Annotated in this window: 16 protein-coding genes; 2 read left to right on the top strand and 14 right to left on the bottom strand. The window is 56.2% G+C overall.

The genetic code is table 11. From position 1 onward, the window contains the following. Positions 1-41: 41 nt before the first annotated feature. Entirely contained in the window at positions 42-458 is a 417-nt protein-coding gene (locus WFN87_RS15105; RefSeq protein ID WP_008458321.1) for a hypothetical protein, read from the bottom strand. Positions 459-740: 282 nt separating this feature from the next. On the opposite strand from WFN87_RS15105, the gene mutS reads away from it, so the two are divergent. Then, positions 741-3,302, top strand: a complete 2,562-nt coding sequence (gene mutS, locus WFN87_RS15100) for a DNA mismatch repair protein MutS (RefSeq protein WP_336983583.1) — start codon at positions 741-743, stop codon at positions 3,300-3,302. 68 nt (positions 3,303-3,370) lie between these two features. Here mutS and rpoS read toward each other — a convergent pair whose 3' ends face one another. The 12 genes from rpoS to cysD form a co-directional block, all read right to left on the bottom strand. After that, on the bottom strand, positions 3,371-4,363 hold the full coding sequence (gene rpoS / locus WFN87_RS15095; RefSeq protein WP_008458325.1) for an RNA polymerase sigma factor RpoS: 993 nt from the start codon (positions 4,361-4,363) through the stop codon (positions 3,371-3,373). 56 nt (positions 4,364-4,419) lie between these two features. Further along, positions 4,420-5,553 carry a murein hydrolase activator NlpD gene (nlpD, locus tag WFN87_RS15090; RefSeq protein WP_034809052.1) on the bottom strand — a complete coding sequence of 378 codons (1,134 nt, stop codon included), beginning with the start codon at positions 5,551-5,553 and terminating at the stop codon, positions 4,420-4,422. A 130-nt stretch (positions 5,554-5,683) separates the two neighbouring features. Continuing rightward, positions 5,684-6,310, bottom strand: coding sequence for a protein-L-isoaspartate(D-aspartate) O-methyltransferase (locus tag WFN87_RS15085; protein WP_008458329.1), 627 nt, complete (start codon positions 6,308-6,310; stop codon positions 5,684-5,686). After that, the gene (gene surE / locus WFN87_RS15080) at positions 6,304-7,065 is read right to left on the bottom strand and encodes a 5'/3'-nucleotidase SurE (protein WP_336983582.1); all 762 of its coding nucleotides are present in this window, start codon (positions 7,063-7,065) and stop codon (positions 6,304-6,306) included. The genes WFN87_RS15085 and surE overlap by 7 nt, the downstream gene beginning before the upstream one ends. Then, positions 7,046-8,092 (bottom strand): tRNA pseudouridine(13) synthase TruD, encoded by a 1,047-nt coding sequence (gene truD, locus WFN87_RS15075; protein ID WP_008458331.1) that lies wholly within the window; start codon positions 8,090-8,092, stop codon positions 7,046-7,048. Before truD ends, surE begins: the two co-directional genes overlap by 20 nt. Beyond that, positions 8,092-8,571: a 2-C-methyl-D-erythritol 2,4-cyclodiphosphate synthase gene (gene ispF, locus WFN87_RS15070; RefSeq protein WP_008458332.1), complete on the bottom strand. Its 480-nt coding sequence runs from the start codon at positions 8,569-8,571 to the stop codon at positions 8,092-8,094. The genes truD and ispF overlap by 1 nt, the downstream gene beginning before the upstream one ends. Then, positions 8,571-9,281 (bottom strand): 2-C-methyl-D-erythritol 4-phosphate cytidylyltransferase, encoded by a 711-nt coding sequence (gene ispD / locus WFN87_RS15065; RefSeq protein ID WP_336709423.1) that lies wholly within the window; start codon positions 9,279-9,281, stop codon positions 8,571-8,573. Before ispD ends, ispF begins: the two co-directional genes overlap by 1 nt. 19 nt (positions 9,282-9,300) lie before the next feature. Beyond that, on the bottom strand, positions 9,301-9,627 hold the full coding sequence (gene ftsB, locus WFN87_RS15060) for a cell division protein FtsB (protein ID WP_008458337.1): 327 nt from the start codon (positions 9,625-9,627) through the stop codon (positions 9,301-9,303). A 185-nt stretch (positions 9,628-9,812) separates the two neighbouring features. Further along, positions 9,813-10,136 (bottom strand): DUF3561 family protein, encoded by a 324-nt coding sequence (locus tag WFN87_RS15055; protein ID WP_008458338.1) that lies wholly within the window; start codon positions 10,134-10,136, stop codon positions 9,813-9,815. 50 nt (positions 10,137-10,186) lie between these two features. Then, the gene (gene cysC, locus WFN87_RS15050) at positions 10,187-10,792 is read right to left on the bottom strand and encodes an adenylyl-sulfate kinase (RefSeq protein WP_336983581.1); all 606 of its coding nucleotides are present in this window, start codon (positions 10,790-10,792) and stop codon (positions 10,187-10,189) included. After that, entirely contained in the window at positions 10,792-12,219 is a 1,428-nt protein-coding gene (gene cysN / locus WFN87_RS15045; RefSeq protein ID WP_166995608.1) for a sulfate adenylyltransferase subunit CysN, read from the bottom strand. Before cysN ends, cysC begins: the two co-directional genes overlap by 1 nt. Before the next feature lie 11 nt (positions 12,220-12,230). Further along, the gene (gene cysD, locus WFN87_RS15040; protein WP_008458345.1) at positions 12,231-13,139 is read right to left on the bottom strand and encodes a sulfate adenylyltransferase subunit CysD; all 909 of its coding nucleotides are present in this window, start codon (positions 13,137-13,139) and stop codon (positions 12,231-12,233) included. A gap of 278 nt (positions 13,140-13,417) precedes the next feature. Between cysD and WFN87_RS15035 the strand changes: the two genes are divergently transcribed. Beyond that, positions 13,418-14,458 carry an aminopeptidase gene (locus WFN87_RS15035; protein WP_166995606.1) on the top strand — a complete coding sequence of 347 codons (1,041 nt, stop codon included), beginning with the start codon at positions 13,418-13,420 and terminating at the stop codon, positions 14,456-14,458. Between the two features lie 31 nt (positions 14,459-14,489). Here WFN87_RS15035 and cysH read toward each other — a convergent pair whose 3' ends face one another. Next, positions 14,490-15,221 (bottom strand): phosphoadenosine phosphosulfate reductase, encoded by a 732-nt coding sequence (gene cysH / locus WFN87_RS15030; RefSeq protein ID WP_166995604.1) that lies wholly within the window; start codon positions 15,219-15,221, stop codon positions 14,490-14,492. Positions 15,222-15,289 lie beyond the last annotated feature (68 nt).

Genomic DNA, 15,289 nt, shown 5'->3' with positions numbered 1-15,289 from the left:
AACATCCGGCAACTCAAATACGTTGCCGGATCGGGCGGGATCTATCTTTTATAGTAATTATTAAGGCTTTTAATGTAGTTCATACAGCCCATCACGCTGGGATCGGTGCTGTTGTATTTATAGTCTTTGATAATGCCTTTGCTGTCGGTAGAGATCTGAATTTTGCAGCTGTAGTTAACCGGCACAAACGTGGTTTGTGTTGTCGTGGCCTCAAACGGTTTACCGTTGACCGTACCGGTGGTCGTTTGCGGCGAAATATAAGGCTCGGCTCCCGTACTGTTCGTTATCCACGTATAAACTTTCGTGTCGTCAAACGTTTGCTGATTATCGGGGTAGCCTAATATTTTAAATGCGACGGTTTTATCCTGGCCCACGAGGCCACGCAAACCCTCATCAAGCTGTTGAAAAGAAACGCACCCCGTCACTGCCAGCACGCCCGCCAGTACCCACTTTCTCATAGACACCCTGGAATTTAACCGTTTAAACAGAATGAAGGCGAAAACGTTCGCCAAACTGCGGTATTACAGCCAGCCGCCGCTAGAACATATCAGAACAGCAACGCGTTGCGAGGCTTTCAGCAATGTCGTTTAACCGCTGTTTTCCTGCCTTTGATACTCCGTTATCATGGGCCATCTGCGGGGCGATTCCCGCGTGCAGTTTACGCCGTATTAGTGAGCAATAATGAGAACCAGAAACATCACTAACCACTTAAAATTCAACGAAATGGATATCATCACTCCATGAGTACTAGCGAAACCTTCGACGCCCATACCCCGATGATGCAGCAGTATCTGCGTCTTAAATCCGAGCACCGTGACATCCTGCTGTTTTACCGTATGGGTGACTTCTACGAGCTGTTCTATGACGATGCAAAACGCGCTTCTCAACTGCTGGATATCTCCCTGACCAAGCGCGGGGCTTCTGCGGGCGAACCTATTCCAATGGCGGGCGTGCCTCATCACGCGGTGGAAAATTACCTGGCTAAACTGGTGAACCTTGGTGAGTCCGTGGCCATCTGCGAACAAGTTGGCGATCCGGCAACCACCAAAGGGCCGGTTGAGCGTAAAGTCGTTCGCATCGTCACGCCGGGGACCATCAGCGACGAAGCGCTGCTGCAGGAGCGCCAGGATAACCTGCTGGCGGCAATCTGGCAGGACAGCAACGGTTTTGGCTATGCTACGCTCGACATCAGTTCCGGGCGCTTCCGCCTGACCGAACCGGAAGACCGTGAAACCATGGCCGCCGAACTTCAGCGCACCAATCCGGCGGAGCTACTGTATGCGGAAGACTTCGCTGAGATGAGCCTGATTGATGGCCGCCGTGGCCTGCGCCGCCGCCCGCTTTGGGAGTTCGAGATTGAAACCGCGCGCCAGCAGCTAAATCTGCAGTTTGGCACTCGGGACCTGACCGGCTTTGGCGTCGAGAACGCCCACCATGGGCTTTGCGCCGCCGGCTGTCTGCTGCAATACGTCAAAGATACCCAGCGCACTTCCCTGCCGCATATCCGTTCCGTGACCATGGACCGGCAGCAGGACAGCATCATTATGGATGCAGCCACCCGCCGTAACCTTGAGATCACCCAGAATCTGTCCGGCGGCGTGGAGAACACGCTGGCCTCGGTGCTGGACTGCACCGTGACGCCGATGGGCAGCCGTATGCTCAAACGCTGGCTGCATATGCCGGTGCGTAACGTCGATGTGCTCACCCGGCGGCAGCAAACTATTGCGGCCCTGCAGGAGCGCACCGCAGATATTCAGCCTACGCTGCGTCAGGTCGGCGACCTTGAACGTATCCTTGCCCGTCTGGCGCTGCGCACCGCTCGCCCACGCGATCTGGCACGTATGCGTTATGCCTTCCAGCAACTGCCCGCCTTGCGCGAGACCCTGTCTGACGTAAGCACCGACTACGTGCAAACCCTGCGCGAGCAGATGGGTGAATTTGTAGAGCTGCGCGAATTACTTGAGCAGGCGGTTATCGAATCGCCACCGGTGCTGGTGCGCGACGGCGGCGTTATCGCTCCCGGCTATAACGAAGAGCTGGACGAATGGCGAGCCCTGGCCGATGGCGCAACTGACTACCTGGATCGCCTGGAAATTCGCGAACGCGAACGCCTGGGCCTTGATACGCTGAAAGTGGGATTTAACGCCGTGCACGGCTACTACATCCAGGTCAGCCGCGGCCAAAGCCATCTGGTGCCGATCAACTATGTTCGCCGCCAGACGCTGAAAAACGCCGAGCGCTACATTATTCCTGAGCTGAAAGAGTACGAAGACAAGGTCCTGACTTCCAAAGGCAAAGCGCTGGCGCTGGAGAAACAGCTTTACGATCAGCTATTTGATTTGCTGCTGCCGCACCTGGAAGCGCTGCAAAGAAGCGCTACCGCGCTGGCGGAGCTGGACGTGCTGGTGAACCTGGCCGAGCGCGCTTATACCCTGAACTACACCTGCCCGACGCTGACGGACAAGCCCGGCATTAAGCTGGTCGGTGGCCGCCATCCGGTAGTGGAACAAGTGCTCAGCGAACCGTTTATCGCTAACCCGCTAAACCTTTCCCCTCAGCGTAGAATGCTGATCATTACCGGCCCGAACATGGGCGGTAAAAGTACCTATATGCGCCAGACCGCGTTAATTGCTTTGCTGGCCTATATCGGCAGTTTTGTGCCAGCTCAGCAGGCAGAAATTGGCCCGGTTGATCGCATCTTTACCCGCGTAGGCGCTGCCGATGACCTGGCTTCCGGTCGCTCAACCTTCATGGTGGAGATGACAGAGACCGCCAACATTCTGCACAACGCGACCGAACACAGCCTGGTCCTGATGGATGAGATTGGCCGCGGCACATCGACCTATGATGGCCTGTCGCTGGCCTGGGCCTGCGCCGAAAGCCTGGCCAACCGTATTAAGTCGCTGACGCTGTTCGCTACCCACTATTTCGAGCTGACCACGCTGCCGGAGAAAATGGAAGGCGTGGCTAACGTCCATCTGGATGCCGTGGAGCATGGGGATACCATCGCCTTTATGCACAGCGTGCAGGACGGCGCGGCGAGCAAGAGTTACGGCCTGGCCGTAGCCGCGCTGGCGGGTGTGCCAAAAGACGTGATCAAACGTGCGCGTCAGAAGCTGCGCGAGCTGGAAAGCATTTCCGGCAATGCGGCCGCAAGCCAGGTGGATGGGACGCAAATGTCGCTGCTGGCCACGGCGGAAGAGACATCCCCTGCCGTCGAGGCGCTGGAGAACCTGGATCCAGATTCTCTTTCTCCGCGTCAGGCGCTGGAGTGGATCTATCGGCTGAAGAGTTTGGTGTAGCCGTTACCAAACGGCACGCATAAAAAAAGCGATGATTTGCATCACCGCTTTTTTATTTGAAGAGTCGATTATTCGCGGAACAGCGCTTCGAGGTTCAGCCCCTGAGCCTGCAGGATTTCACGCAGACGGCGAAGGCCTTCAACCTGAATCTGACGAACGCGTTCGCGAGTCAGGCCGATTTCACGACCCACATCTTCCAGCGTCGCAGCTTCATAACCCAGCAGACCAAAACGACGGGCCAGCACTTCACGCTGCTTAGCGTTCAGTTCGAACAGCCACTTCACGATGCTTTGTTTCATGTCATCGTCTTGCGTGGTGTCTTCCGGGCCGTTGTCTTTCTCGTCCGCAAGGATATCCAGCAGCGCTTTCTCAGAGTCACCACCTAATGGGGTGTCTACCGAGGTAATGCGCTCGTTGAGACGCAGCATACGGCTAACGTCATCAACCGGTTTATCCAGCTGCTCGGCAATCTCTTCGGCACTCGGCTCATGGTCGAGCTTGTGGGAGAGTTCACGAGCAGTACGCAGGTAAACGTTCAGCTCTTTCACAATGTGAATCGGCAGGCGAATCGTACGGGTTTGGTTCATGATTGCCCGTTCGATGGTCTGACGAATCCACCATGTGGCGTACGTTGAGAAACGGAACCCACGTTCCGGATCGAATTTCTCAACCGCACGAATCAGCCCCAGATTACCCTCTTCAATCAGATCCAGCAGCGCCAGACCACGATTACTGTAGCGACGGGCAATTTTTACCACCAGACGCAGGTTACTTTCGATCATGCGTCGGCGGGAGGCTACATCACCGCGCAACGCGCGGCGAGCAAAGTAAACTTCTTCTTCGGCTGTTAATAATGGAGAGTAACCGATCTCTCCAAGATAAAGCTGAGTCGCATCTAGTACACGCTGTGTTGCACCCTGTGACAGCAGCTCTTCTTCTGCAAGGTCGTTATCACTGGGTTCCTCTTCTACAAGGGCTTTTTCGTCAAAAGCCTCAACTCCGTTCTCATCATATTCCGCGTCTTCGTTTAACTCGTTAACTTTCAGCGTATTCTGACTCATAAGGTGGCTCCTACCCGTGATCCCTGGGCAATACACTCAATGAATGTTTTGCCGGTTTATCGCTGCGGCAAATAACGCAGCGGGTTTACGGATTTCCCCTTGTAACGAATTTCAAAATGCAATCGTGTAGAACTGGTTCCGGTGCTACCCATGGTAGCTATTTTTTGCCCCGCCTTAACTTCTTCTTGTTCCCGGACCAGCATTGTATCGTTATGGGCGTAGGCACTCAGATAATCATCGTTGTGTTTGATGATGATTAGATTACCGTAACCGCGCAGCGCGTTACCGGCATATACCACGCGCCCTGCGGCGGTCGCGATAATGGCCTGTCCTTTACTGCCAGCGATATCGATCCCTTTGTTGCCCCCTTCGGTTGCCGCAAAGTTTTCGATGATCTTACCGTCGGTCGGCCAACGCCAGGTTGAAATTGGCGAGCTGTTAGACGTACTGCTGACGGTAGGTTCGGTAGAGCTAACCACAGGTGCCGTCACCGGTGCTGTGACAACAGTCTCAGCTGGCTTATTGCCCGGTAACATTTTAGTAGCACTCTGTTCACCTGAATCCTCAGAATACGTAATTGTCGGTTTAGAAGCAACTACCCTGGTTGAGTTTTGTTCAACCGGCGTCGCGACGCCCTGCGCGCGTGCATCGGCGGCGGTCACCGCGTTACCACCGGTGATTGGCGTGCCGGAGGCGTTGCCGACCTGGAGGGTTTGCCCTACTTCCAGACCGTATGGCGCCGGTACGTTGTTGCGCTGCGCCAGGTCACGGAAGTCGTTCCCGGTAATCCACGCAATGTAGAACAGAGTATCGCCGCGTTTAACGGTGTAGGTGCTGCCGCCCGCGTAGCTTCCTTTAGGGATGTTGCCGTACTGACGGTTGTAGACAATGCGGCCATTTTCAGTCTGTACAGGCTCTGACGCTACGGGCTGGGCCTGAGGCTGGCGAACCGGTTGAATTTGTGGCTGCTGCACGGGTTGAATCTGAGGTTGCTGGATCGGAGCGGACATTGTCGGTGGCTTCGTCACCAGCAGGCTGCCGGTTGAAGAGCCTGAAGAACTGCCATTGCCGCCAACGGAACTGATCGGCGCCTGGGTATTATTGTTGCTTGTACAGCCTGCAAGCCAAAGGCTGGTTAGCGTCAACATCGCCGCCCGGCGTAAAGTAAAAGTTGGGCTTCCCGCGCTCATTTATCCCCCAAAATGATAACAACCAGATATGCATAAAACACTGTAGAAAAGCGGCGTAATCCACGCCAGCTTTTGCTGAATTCGGCTACGTTACGCCGAATTGGCAGCAAAAAAACCGGATATTTCCGGATTATGCTAATTCGCCGCGTACTAAGGGCACAAAGCGAACAGCTTCTACCGTGTCGATTAAAAATTCATCCCCGTGGCGCCGCACGCGCTTCAAAAACTGCCGGTCGTCCCCCACGGGTAAAACAAGAATGCCGCCGTCATCCAGCTGCGACAGCAGCGCAGTGGGAATTTCCGGCGGTGCCGCTGTCACAATGATAGCGTCGAACGGCGCTTTTGCCTGCCAGCCCTGCCAGCCATCGCCGTGACGGGTCGAAATATTGTGTAAATCCAGCTGCTTCAGGCGACGCCTGGCGTGCCATTGCAGCCCTTTGATACGCTCAACGGAGCAAACATGCCCTACCAGATGCGCCAGAATCGCGGTCTGGTAGCCAGACCCGGTGCCAATTTCCAGCACTTTTGACTGCGGCGTCAGCTCCAGCAGCTCCGTCATCCTCGCTACCATATACGGCTGAGAGATAGTCTGACCAGACCCAATAGGTAACGCGGTATTTTCCCAGGCTTTGTGTTCAAACGCTTCGTCGACAAACTTCTCACGCGGCACCTGTGCAATAGCCTCAAGAACCTGTTCATTCTTGATGCCCTGGGCACGTAATTGATCGAGAAGAGCCTGTACGCGTTTGCTTACCATTGCGCCTCAACTCCGGCTTTTTCAAGCCAGTGGCCAACGACTTCATGGGCGCTATGTGCGGTTAAATCGACATGCAGCGGCGTCACAGACACATAGCCTTCGTCGACGGCGGCAAAGTCGGTGTCCGGTGCAACATCCAGTTTTTCCCCCGGTGGACCAATCCAGTACACCGTGTTGCCACGCGGATCTTCCTGGCGAATCACCTGGTCTGCCGGATGACGGCTGCCGCAGCGCGTGACGCGAATGCCTTTGATTTGGTCCAGCGGTAAATCTGGAACGTTGATATTCAGAATGCGCCCGGTGCGCAGTGGCTCCCGAGCCAGCGCCCGGAGAATAGAGCAGGTGACCGCCGCAGCGGTCTCATAATGCTCATGGCCATCCAGCGAGACGGCCAGCGCCGGGAGCCCCAAATGACGTCCTTCCGTCGCCGCCGCAACGGTGCCGGAATAGATAACGTCGTCGCCGAGATTTGGCCCGGCGTTGATGCCCGACACCACAATATCCGGGCGCGGATGCATCAAAGCATTGACGCCGAGATAGACACAGTCCGTCGGCGTTCCCATTTGAACGGAGATATCCCCGTTGGCGAGGGTAAAGGTTCTAAGCGATGACTCCAGCGTCAGTGAGTTTGATGCGCCGCTGCGGTTTCTGTCCGGCGCCACCACCTGCACCTCGGCAAATTCACGCAACGCCTTCGCCAGCACCTGAATACCAGGCGCATGGACTCCGTCATCGTTACTCAGCAATATTCGCATAATCACCCGCTGTGTTCATGAGTTCCCTGACAACGCTGGTGGCAAAACTTCCCGCCGGTAACCAGAAGTTCAGCTCGACGGTGACATCATCCCACCAGTTCCAGCTCAGCTCTTTCGGCTGAACCAGCATCGCACGGCGCGCCGCTTCCACTCGCTCACGCTTCAGCAGCCCCAGCAGAATCTCTTCATCCGCCACGGATTGCTGCTCAAAAGCCAGCGCTGCATTTTGCGTTCCCCACTCGCCATCGCCCGGCAGCGAAGCGGTGATCAGCAGTTCGCCGTCATTCACTCGCTGTTGCAGGCCAGGAAGTTCTTCCGGGGTCGCCACAAACCAGCTGCCGCGCCCTGCCAATTGTAGCGCATCGCCATCAACAACTTGATTAAAGTCTGTTTTTTTCAGGCGCTGGCTAACAATCTGATTAAACAACGCGCTGCGGGCTGCCGACAACCAAAAACTGCGTTTATTTCTGTCGCGCAACGGCGCATTGCTTTCAGCCCAGCGTTTCGCCTGATGCAGGTTATTGCCGCCGATGCCAAAACGCTGGCTGCCGAAATAGTTAGGCACGCCCTGCTCCGCTACGGCCTGCAGGCGCTGCTCCATCTCGTGGCGATCGCTTACCTCGCGCAGCACGAGGGTAAAGCGGTTTCCCTTCAGAGCGCCTAAGCGCAGCTTGCGGCGGTGGCGAGCAAACTCCAGCACCTGACAGCCTTCGAGCGTAAAAGCGCTCATGTCCGGCATCTCTTTGCCCGGCAGGCGAACGCAGAACCACTGTTCAGTCACCGCATGTTTGTCTTTTTGCCCGGCAAAGCTGACTTCGCGCGCATGAACTTTAAGGAATTTCGCCAGAGCATCGGCCACGAAACGTGTATTGCAGCCGCTTTTCAGAATGCGCAGCAGCAGATGTTCACCGTCACCGTCCGGGCCAAAGCCCAAATCTTCGATCACCACGAAATCTTCTGGGCTGGCCTTGATGACGCCGCTGCCCTGCGGCTTGCCGTGCAGCCACGTCAGGTTTTGCATGTCCATTACTTGCCGGCCTTGTGCAGCAGCGCCACGGCTTCGCAGGCAATACCTTCGCCGCGGCCGGTAAAGCCGAGTTTCTCGGTGGTGGTTGCTTTGACGTTGACGTCATCCATATGGCAGCCGAGGTCTTCGGCAATAAACACGCGCATCTGCGGGATGTGCGGGGCCATTTTCGGCGCCTGGGCGATAATCGTCACATCTACGTTCCCGAGGGTAAAACCTTTGGCCTGAATCCGGCGCCAGGCTTCACGCAGCAGCTCACGGCTGTCCGCCCCTTTAAAAGCAGGATCGGTGTCCGGGAACAGCTTGCCAATATCCCCCAGTGCGGCGGCACCCAGCAGCGCATCGGTCAGGGCATGCAGAGCAACGTCGCCGTCGGAATGAGCCAGCAGCCCTTTCTCGAACGGGACACGAACGCCGCCAATAATAATCGGGCCTTCGCCGCCAAAAGCATGAACATCAAAACCATGTCCAATACGCATTATACATTCTCCGTTTGGGTTAACCGCGTAAGATAGAAAGCCGCCAGGGCGAGATCTTCAGGGCGAGTCACCTTGATATTATCCGCCCGGGCGCTAATCAGTTCTGGATGAAAGCCGCAATATTCGAGGGCCGACGCTTCATCGGTAATAGTGGCACCTTCATCCAGCGCGCGCAGCAGGCAGCTGCGCAAAAGTTCGAGAGGGAAAAGCTGCGGCGTCAGGGCATGCCAAAGATCTTCACGATCAACCGTATGGGCAATCAGCCCTTTGCCTGGTTCGCCCCGCTTCATGGTGTCGCGAACCGGGGCCGCCAGAATACCGCCGACTTTGCTGCCGGTGGTAATCGCCAGCAGGTTATTCAGGTCGTCCCGGTGCAGGCAGGGGCGTGCGGCATCGTGCACCAGCACCCATTCAGCATTACCTGCGGCCTGCAGGCCAGCCAGCACGGAATCTGCACGTTGCTTGCCGCCAGTCACCACGGTGACGCGAGGATGGGTTGCCAGCGGTAAAGAGGAAAAATAGGTGTCGTTGGGGCTGAGAGCCACGATCACCTGGCCCACGCGCGGATGCGCCATCAGGCTAGCCACCGCGTGTTCGAGAATCGTTTTGTCGCCGATGTGTAGGTACTGCTTAGGACATTCCGTTTGCATACGGCTGCCGATACCGGCGGCCGGTACCACGGCAATTACGTCCGGGGAGGAGTCTGCCATGCCTTTCACTTATGCTGAGTTATCGATTATTTTGCCCGGCGTTGGAGGTATTACCGTTGGCTGCGCGTTTGGAGGCATCCGGTACCAGGCGGTAGAAAGTCTCTCCCGGCTTGGTCATGCTGAGTTCGTTGCGAGCGCGCTCTTCGATCGCTTCCTGGCCGCCGTTGAGGTCGTCAATTTCGGCAAAAAGCTGATCGTTGCGAGATTTTAGTTTGGCATTGGTTGCCTGCTGCGCAGCGACATCTTCGCTGACGCGCGTGTAATCGTGTACGCCGTTTTTTCCGAACCACAGCGAATACTGAAGCCAGACCAGCAAGGCCAGCAACAGCAGCGTTAGTTTACCCATCCTGCCCCCTGAAAAACGGCACAATCATCCCACAACTTTTTCGTCGACTCCACTGCGGCAAGCCACCCTGCGCGCCAAATCGCGCCAGAATTTACCACATAACGCGAATTCATGCGCGATTGGAGCAAGTTTAGCTTAACGTTGCCCATAAATAGTCTGTTACGGTTTGACGCAGTTCGGCACGGCTAACCCATAAGCCACATGAAGAGCACGCCGAACATCAGCGCTACGGAGAGCAGCGTAGCCACACAGCTGAACAGCAGCTTGCCACGCAAGATGGAGTGCAGGGCAATCCCCACCACCACCGCGACCGGCATCAGCGCCAGGAAGAATGGCCAGGTGTAGAGGAAGAAAAAGAGCGTGTTGGGGCCATAGACCAAAAAGGGAATACCTAGCGCCAGCAGCCACGACAAAAAGCCGATAAACGCCCCGGGCAGTGACCAGGTTGTTTCCTCGACCGTCGGACTGGGTTCAGCCTGAGAGATAACGATATTCGTGCTGTTGCGCATAACTGATTTCATAACCCTGATGGCCGGAAGCGTTGTGCTTCCGGGCGTCTTCAGCAATTGATGATATCGTCGCGACGCAGCAGGTCTAATATTTGGGCCACTAAATTTGTTACTAATTGTTCGCCGTCTAAGTGAATTTCGGCCCGCAACGGCGCCTCATACGCCGAATCAATCCCGGTAAAATTCTTCAGTTCCCCAGCCCTGGCCTTCTTATAAAGCCCTTTAGGATCGCGCGTTTCGCAAATGGCTAACGGCGTGTCCACAAACACTTCGTAGAAACGCCCTTCCCCGGCCCGCTCGCGCACCATTTGCCTTTCAGCCCGGTGAGGCGAGATAAACGCGCTAAGCACGACCAGGCCCGCATCCACCATCAGGCCAGCCACTTCGCCAACCCGCCGGATGTTCTCCTGGCGGTCCTCATCGCTAAAGCCCAGGTCGCTGCACAAGCCGTGGCGAACGTTGTCGCCATCAAGCAAGTACGTGCTTACACCAAGTTTATGCAGCTCTTGCTCAAGGGCACCGGCTACGGTCGATTTCCCGGAGCCGGACAAGCCGGTAAACCACAGCACCGCGCCGCGGTGCTTGTGCAAGGCTTCACGCTGCTCACGCGTCACCGGATGAGCATGCCAGACCACGTTTTCATCATGGTCGGCCATTATTTGCCTCCCAGCAGATCGCGCGCGCCCCAGTGTGGGAAGTGGCGACGCACCAGGGCATTAAGCTCAAGCTCAAACGCGCTGTAGGCCGAAGGTTCCTGATAAACCTCTGTCTGCGGCTCGCGCACCATGCCAGCGCCGACGGTCACGTTGCTCAGTCGGTCAATGAAAATCAGCCCGCCGGTCACCGGGTTGGACTGATATTTATCGAGCACCAGCGGCTCATCGAAGGTGAGATCCACCAGCCCAATTCCGTTCAGCGGCAAACTTTCTACCACGCGCTGAGTCAGCGAGTTAATTTCAACCTGGTACTGAATATTGTCGACGCGCGCACGGGTTTTCTTCCCGGCGATTTTGATATCAAAGCTCTGGCCCGGTACCAGCGGCTGTTCCGCCATCCAGACGACATCCACTTTCGCGCTCTGCACCGCGGCCAGCGATTCCGTCGCTTCCACCAGCAGATCGCCCCGGCTGATGTCGATTTCGTCTTTCAGCACCAGGGTAATCGCTTCCCCCGCGCCGGCTTGTTGCAAATCTCCATCAAAAGTCACGATTCGGGCGATGCTGGATTCGACGCCAGACGGCAGCACTTTGACGCGCTGGCCTACGCTAACGGTGCCGGAAGCGAGCGTCCCCGCATAGCCGCGGAAGTCGAGATTAGGGCGGTTCACGTACTGCACCGGAAAGCGCATTGGCTGCTGCTCCACGCCGCGAATAATCTCTACCGTTTCCAGCACTTCGAGCAGCGTCGGGCCGCTGTACCACGGCATTTGAGCGCTGGCGCTGGCGACGTTATCCCCTTCCAGCGCGGAAAGCGGCACAAAACGGATATCCAGGTCCGCCGGCAGCTGTTGAGCAAAGGTCAGGTAATCCTGCTTGATCTGCTCGAAGCTCTGCTCGCTGAATGCCACCAGATCCATCTTGTTGATCGCCACCACCAGATGCTTGATCCCCAGCAGCGTGGAGATAAAGCTGTGCCGACGGGTTTGATCCAGCACACCTTTGCGGGCGTCGATCAGCAGGATCGCCAGGTCGCAGGTTGATGCCCCGGTAGCCATATTGCGGGTGTACTGTTCGTGCCCCGGCGTGTCGGCAATAATGAATTTGCGTTTCTCGGTGGAGAAATAGCGGTAGGCCACGTCGATGGTAATGCCCTGCTCGCGTTCGGCCTGCAGGCCATCCACCAGCAACGCTAAGTCGAGCTTCTCGCCCTGCGTGCCGTGACGTTTGCTGTCGGTATGCAACGACGAGAGCTGATCTTCATAAATCTGGCGTGTGTCGTGCAGCAGGCGGCCAATCAGGGTGCTTTTGCCGTCATCGACGCTGCCGCAGGTCAAAAAGCGCAGCAGGCTTTTGTGCTGCTGGGCGTGCAGGTAGGCTTCGACGCCGCCTTCATCAGCGATTTGTTGTGCAATAGTGGTGTTCATCTGGCGGCTCCTTAGAAATAACCCTGACGTTTTTTCAGCTCCATCGAGCCGGCCTGGTCGCGGTCAATCATGCGTCCCTGGCGTTCACTGGTAGTGGAAACCAGCATCTCTTCGATGATCTCTGGCAGCGTCTGCGCGGTTGACTCCACCGCGCCGGTCAGCGGCCAGCAGCCCAGGGTACGGAAGCGCACCATACGTTGTTCAATCACTTCACCCGGCTGCAAATCGATACGATCGTCGTCAATCATCATCAGCATACCGTCGCGCTCCAGCACGGGACGCGGTGCCGCCAGATACAGCGGAACGATGTCGATATTTTCCAGGTAGATGTACTGCCAGATATCCAGTTCGGTCCAGTTAGAGAGTGGGAACACGCGAATACTTTCGCCTTTATTTATCTGGCCGTTGTAGTTATGCCACAGCTCAGGCCGCTGGTTTTTTGGGTCCCAGCGGTGGAAGCGATCGCGGAAAGAGTAAATACGTTCTTTCGCACGGGATTTCTCTTCATCGCGGCGCGCGCCGCCAAAGGCAGCATCAAAACCGTATTTATTCAGCGCCTGCTTAAGCCCTTCGGTTTTCATGATATCGGTATGCTTGGCGCTGCCGTGAACGAACGGGTTAATACCCATCGCTACACCTTCAGGATTGCGGTGTACGATAAGATCGCAGCCGTAGGCTTTCGCAGTGCGGTCACGGAATTCGTACATTTCGCGGAATTTCCAGCCGGTATCAACGTGCAGCAGCGGGAACGGCAGCGTACCTGGGTAGAAAGCTTTACGGGCCAAATGCAGCATGACCGAAGAGTCTTTCCCAATGGAATACATCATCACCGGATTAGAAAATTCGGCAGCGACCTCACGGATAATATGGATGCTTTCAGCTTCCAGTTGCCGCAAGTGAGTGAGTCGTTTTTGGTCCATAACCTTCCCTTAAGCAGATGCGCCGCGGCCGTTCATCGCAGCCGCTTGAGATTTAATCTAAGGGGACTATAAGTCTTGGGCTTATTTGTTATGAAATTACGAATTGGAATGACTAGTTCCCGAAAAGAATAACGCCGCGGCAAAGCTAACGACAAAATGTGCTTAACCAGTCGTTTTTTCGCGGGTTTAAGAGCAAATGAAATTGTTTAACCTGGCTCACAGTTTCATACTAACGGCGCTTAAAATTTCCGACTAATAAAGATGAATAAGGACGTACTATGTTTTCCGCATTGCGCCGCTCGGTGATTTGCCTGGCGCTGGGCGCGTGCTTTAGCTTTCCCGCAGTGGCGAAGGTCACGCAGCAAGGCGACCTTGCCGACCAGCAAACCCGCCATATCGCGACTTATTTTCCGGGCCGAATGACCGGCAGCCCTGCCGAAATGCTGGCCGCAGACTATATTCAGCAGCAGTTTAAAAGCTGGGGATACCAGAGCGATATTCGCCAGTTTAATACCCGCTATATCTACACCACGAAAGCGGGACATCAGACCTGGCATAACGTCGCTAGCAGCAGCGTGATTGCCGCCCGTGAAGGTAAACTGCCGCAGCAAATTATTATCATGGCGCATCTGGACACCTATACGCCGCTCAATGATAAAGACGTGGACAATAATCTCGGCGGCCTCACGCTGCAGGGCGTGGACGATAATGCTTCCGGCCTTGGCGTCATGCTGGAGCTGGCCGAGCGCCTGAAAGATATTCCTACCCGCTACGGCATCCGCTTTATTGCCACCAGTGGAGAAGAAATTGGCTCCCTGGGTGCGAAAAATATTCTGGAGCGCATGAGCAAAGCGGAGCAGGCCAACACGCTGCTGGTGATCAACCTGGACAGCCTGATCGTTGGCGATAAGCTCTACTTCAATAGCGGGGCATCAACGCCTGCGGCCGTGCGTAAACTGACCCGCGATCGCGCGCTGACGCTGGCTCATCGCGCCGGGATTCAGGCCACCAGCAATCCGGGACTGAATACGAAATACCCGAAAGGCACCGGCTGCTGTGGCGATGCTGAACCATTCGACAAGGCCGGGATCCCGGTGCTGTCCGTGGAAGCCACCAACTGGACGCTTGGGGCGAAAGACGGTTATCAGCAGCGCAGTAAAAACAAGGCATTTCCAGACGGTACCAGCTGGCATAACGCCACGCTCGACAACCTCGAGTATCTGGATAAAGCGCTGCCGGGCAGAATTAAGCGCCGCAGCCATGACACGGTGCGTATTCTGCTCCCGCTGGTGAAAGAGTTGGCGAAGGCCGGGAAGTGATTTTCCCCTCGCCGCAATGGCGAGGGGGTATTTATTCGTGCAAACCGCACTCGCGTTTCAGGCCAAAGAAGCGCGTCTCTTCTTCTGCCATGCCAGGTTCCCATTTACGGGTGGTGTGGGTATCGCCGACGGACAAATAGCCCTGATCCCAGAGCGGATGGTACTTCAGCCCGTGCTCGGTCAGGTACTGGTAAACCGTGCGGTTATCCCAGTCGATGATCGGCAGAATTTTAAAGACTTCACGCTGTACGGCCAGCACCGGCAAATTGGCGCGGCTGCCGGACTGTTCACGACGCAGGCCAGCAAACCAGGTTTGCGCCTCCAGCGTTTTCAGCGCGCGGTTCATCGGCTCAACTTTGTTGATGTCGTTGTAGCGCTCAATGCCCTCCACGCCCTGCTCCCACAGTTTGCCATAACGCGCTTCCTGCCAGGCCGGGCTTTCGGTCGCGCGGAACACCTGCAAATTCAGCTTCAGCTTGTCGGTAAGCTCGTCGATAAACTGGTAGGTTTCCGGGAACAGATAGCCGGTATCGGTCAGGATCACCGGGATATCGGGGCGCTGCTGCGTGACCAGATGCAGACACACGGCGGCCTGAATGCCGAAGCTGGACGAGAGCACAAATTCCCCTGGCAGATTTTCCAGCGCCCAGGTCACGCGCTGCTGCGCGCTAAGTTTTTCCAACTGAGCGTTGACTTCGGCGAGCGCCATGACGCGTTCGACTTTAGGAAGGGCGTTCAGTTCGTTTAAATCAAGTACGGACATACGTGCCTCACTTAGTAATCAATGACCCTTACCCCGGCCCTCTCCCTGGAAGGGAGAGGGGGAAGCGA

The organism is Cedecea sp. AS113 (assembly GCF_037152415.1).
Taxonomy (GTDB): domain Bacteria; phylum Pseudomonadota; class Gammaproteobacteria; order Enterobacterales; family Enterobacteriaceae; genus Cedecea.
The sequence above is the reverse complement of the archived record's forward strand: the minus strand, read 5'-3'. Positions and strand labels throughout refer to the sequence as shown.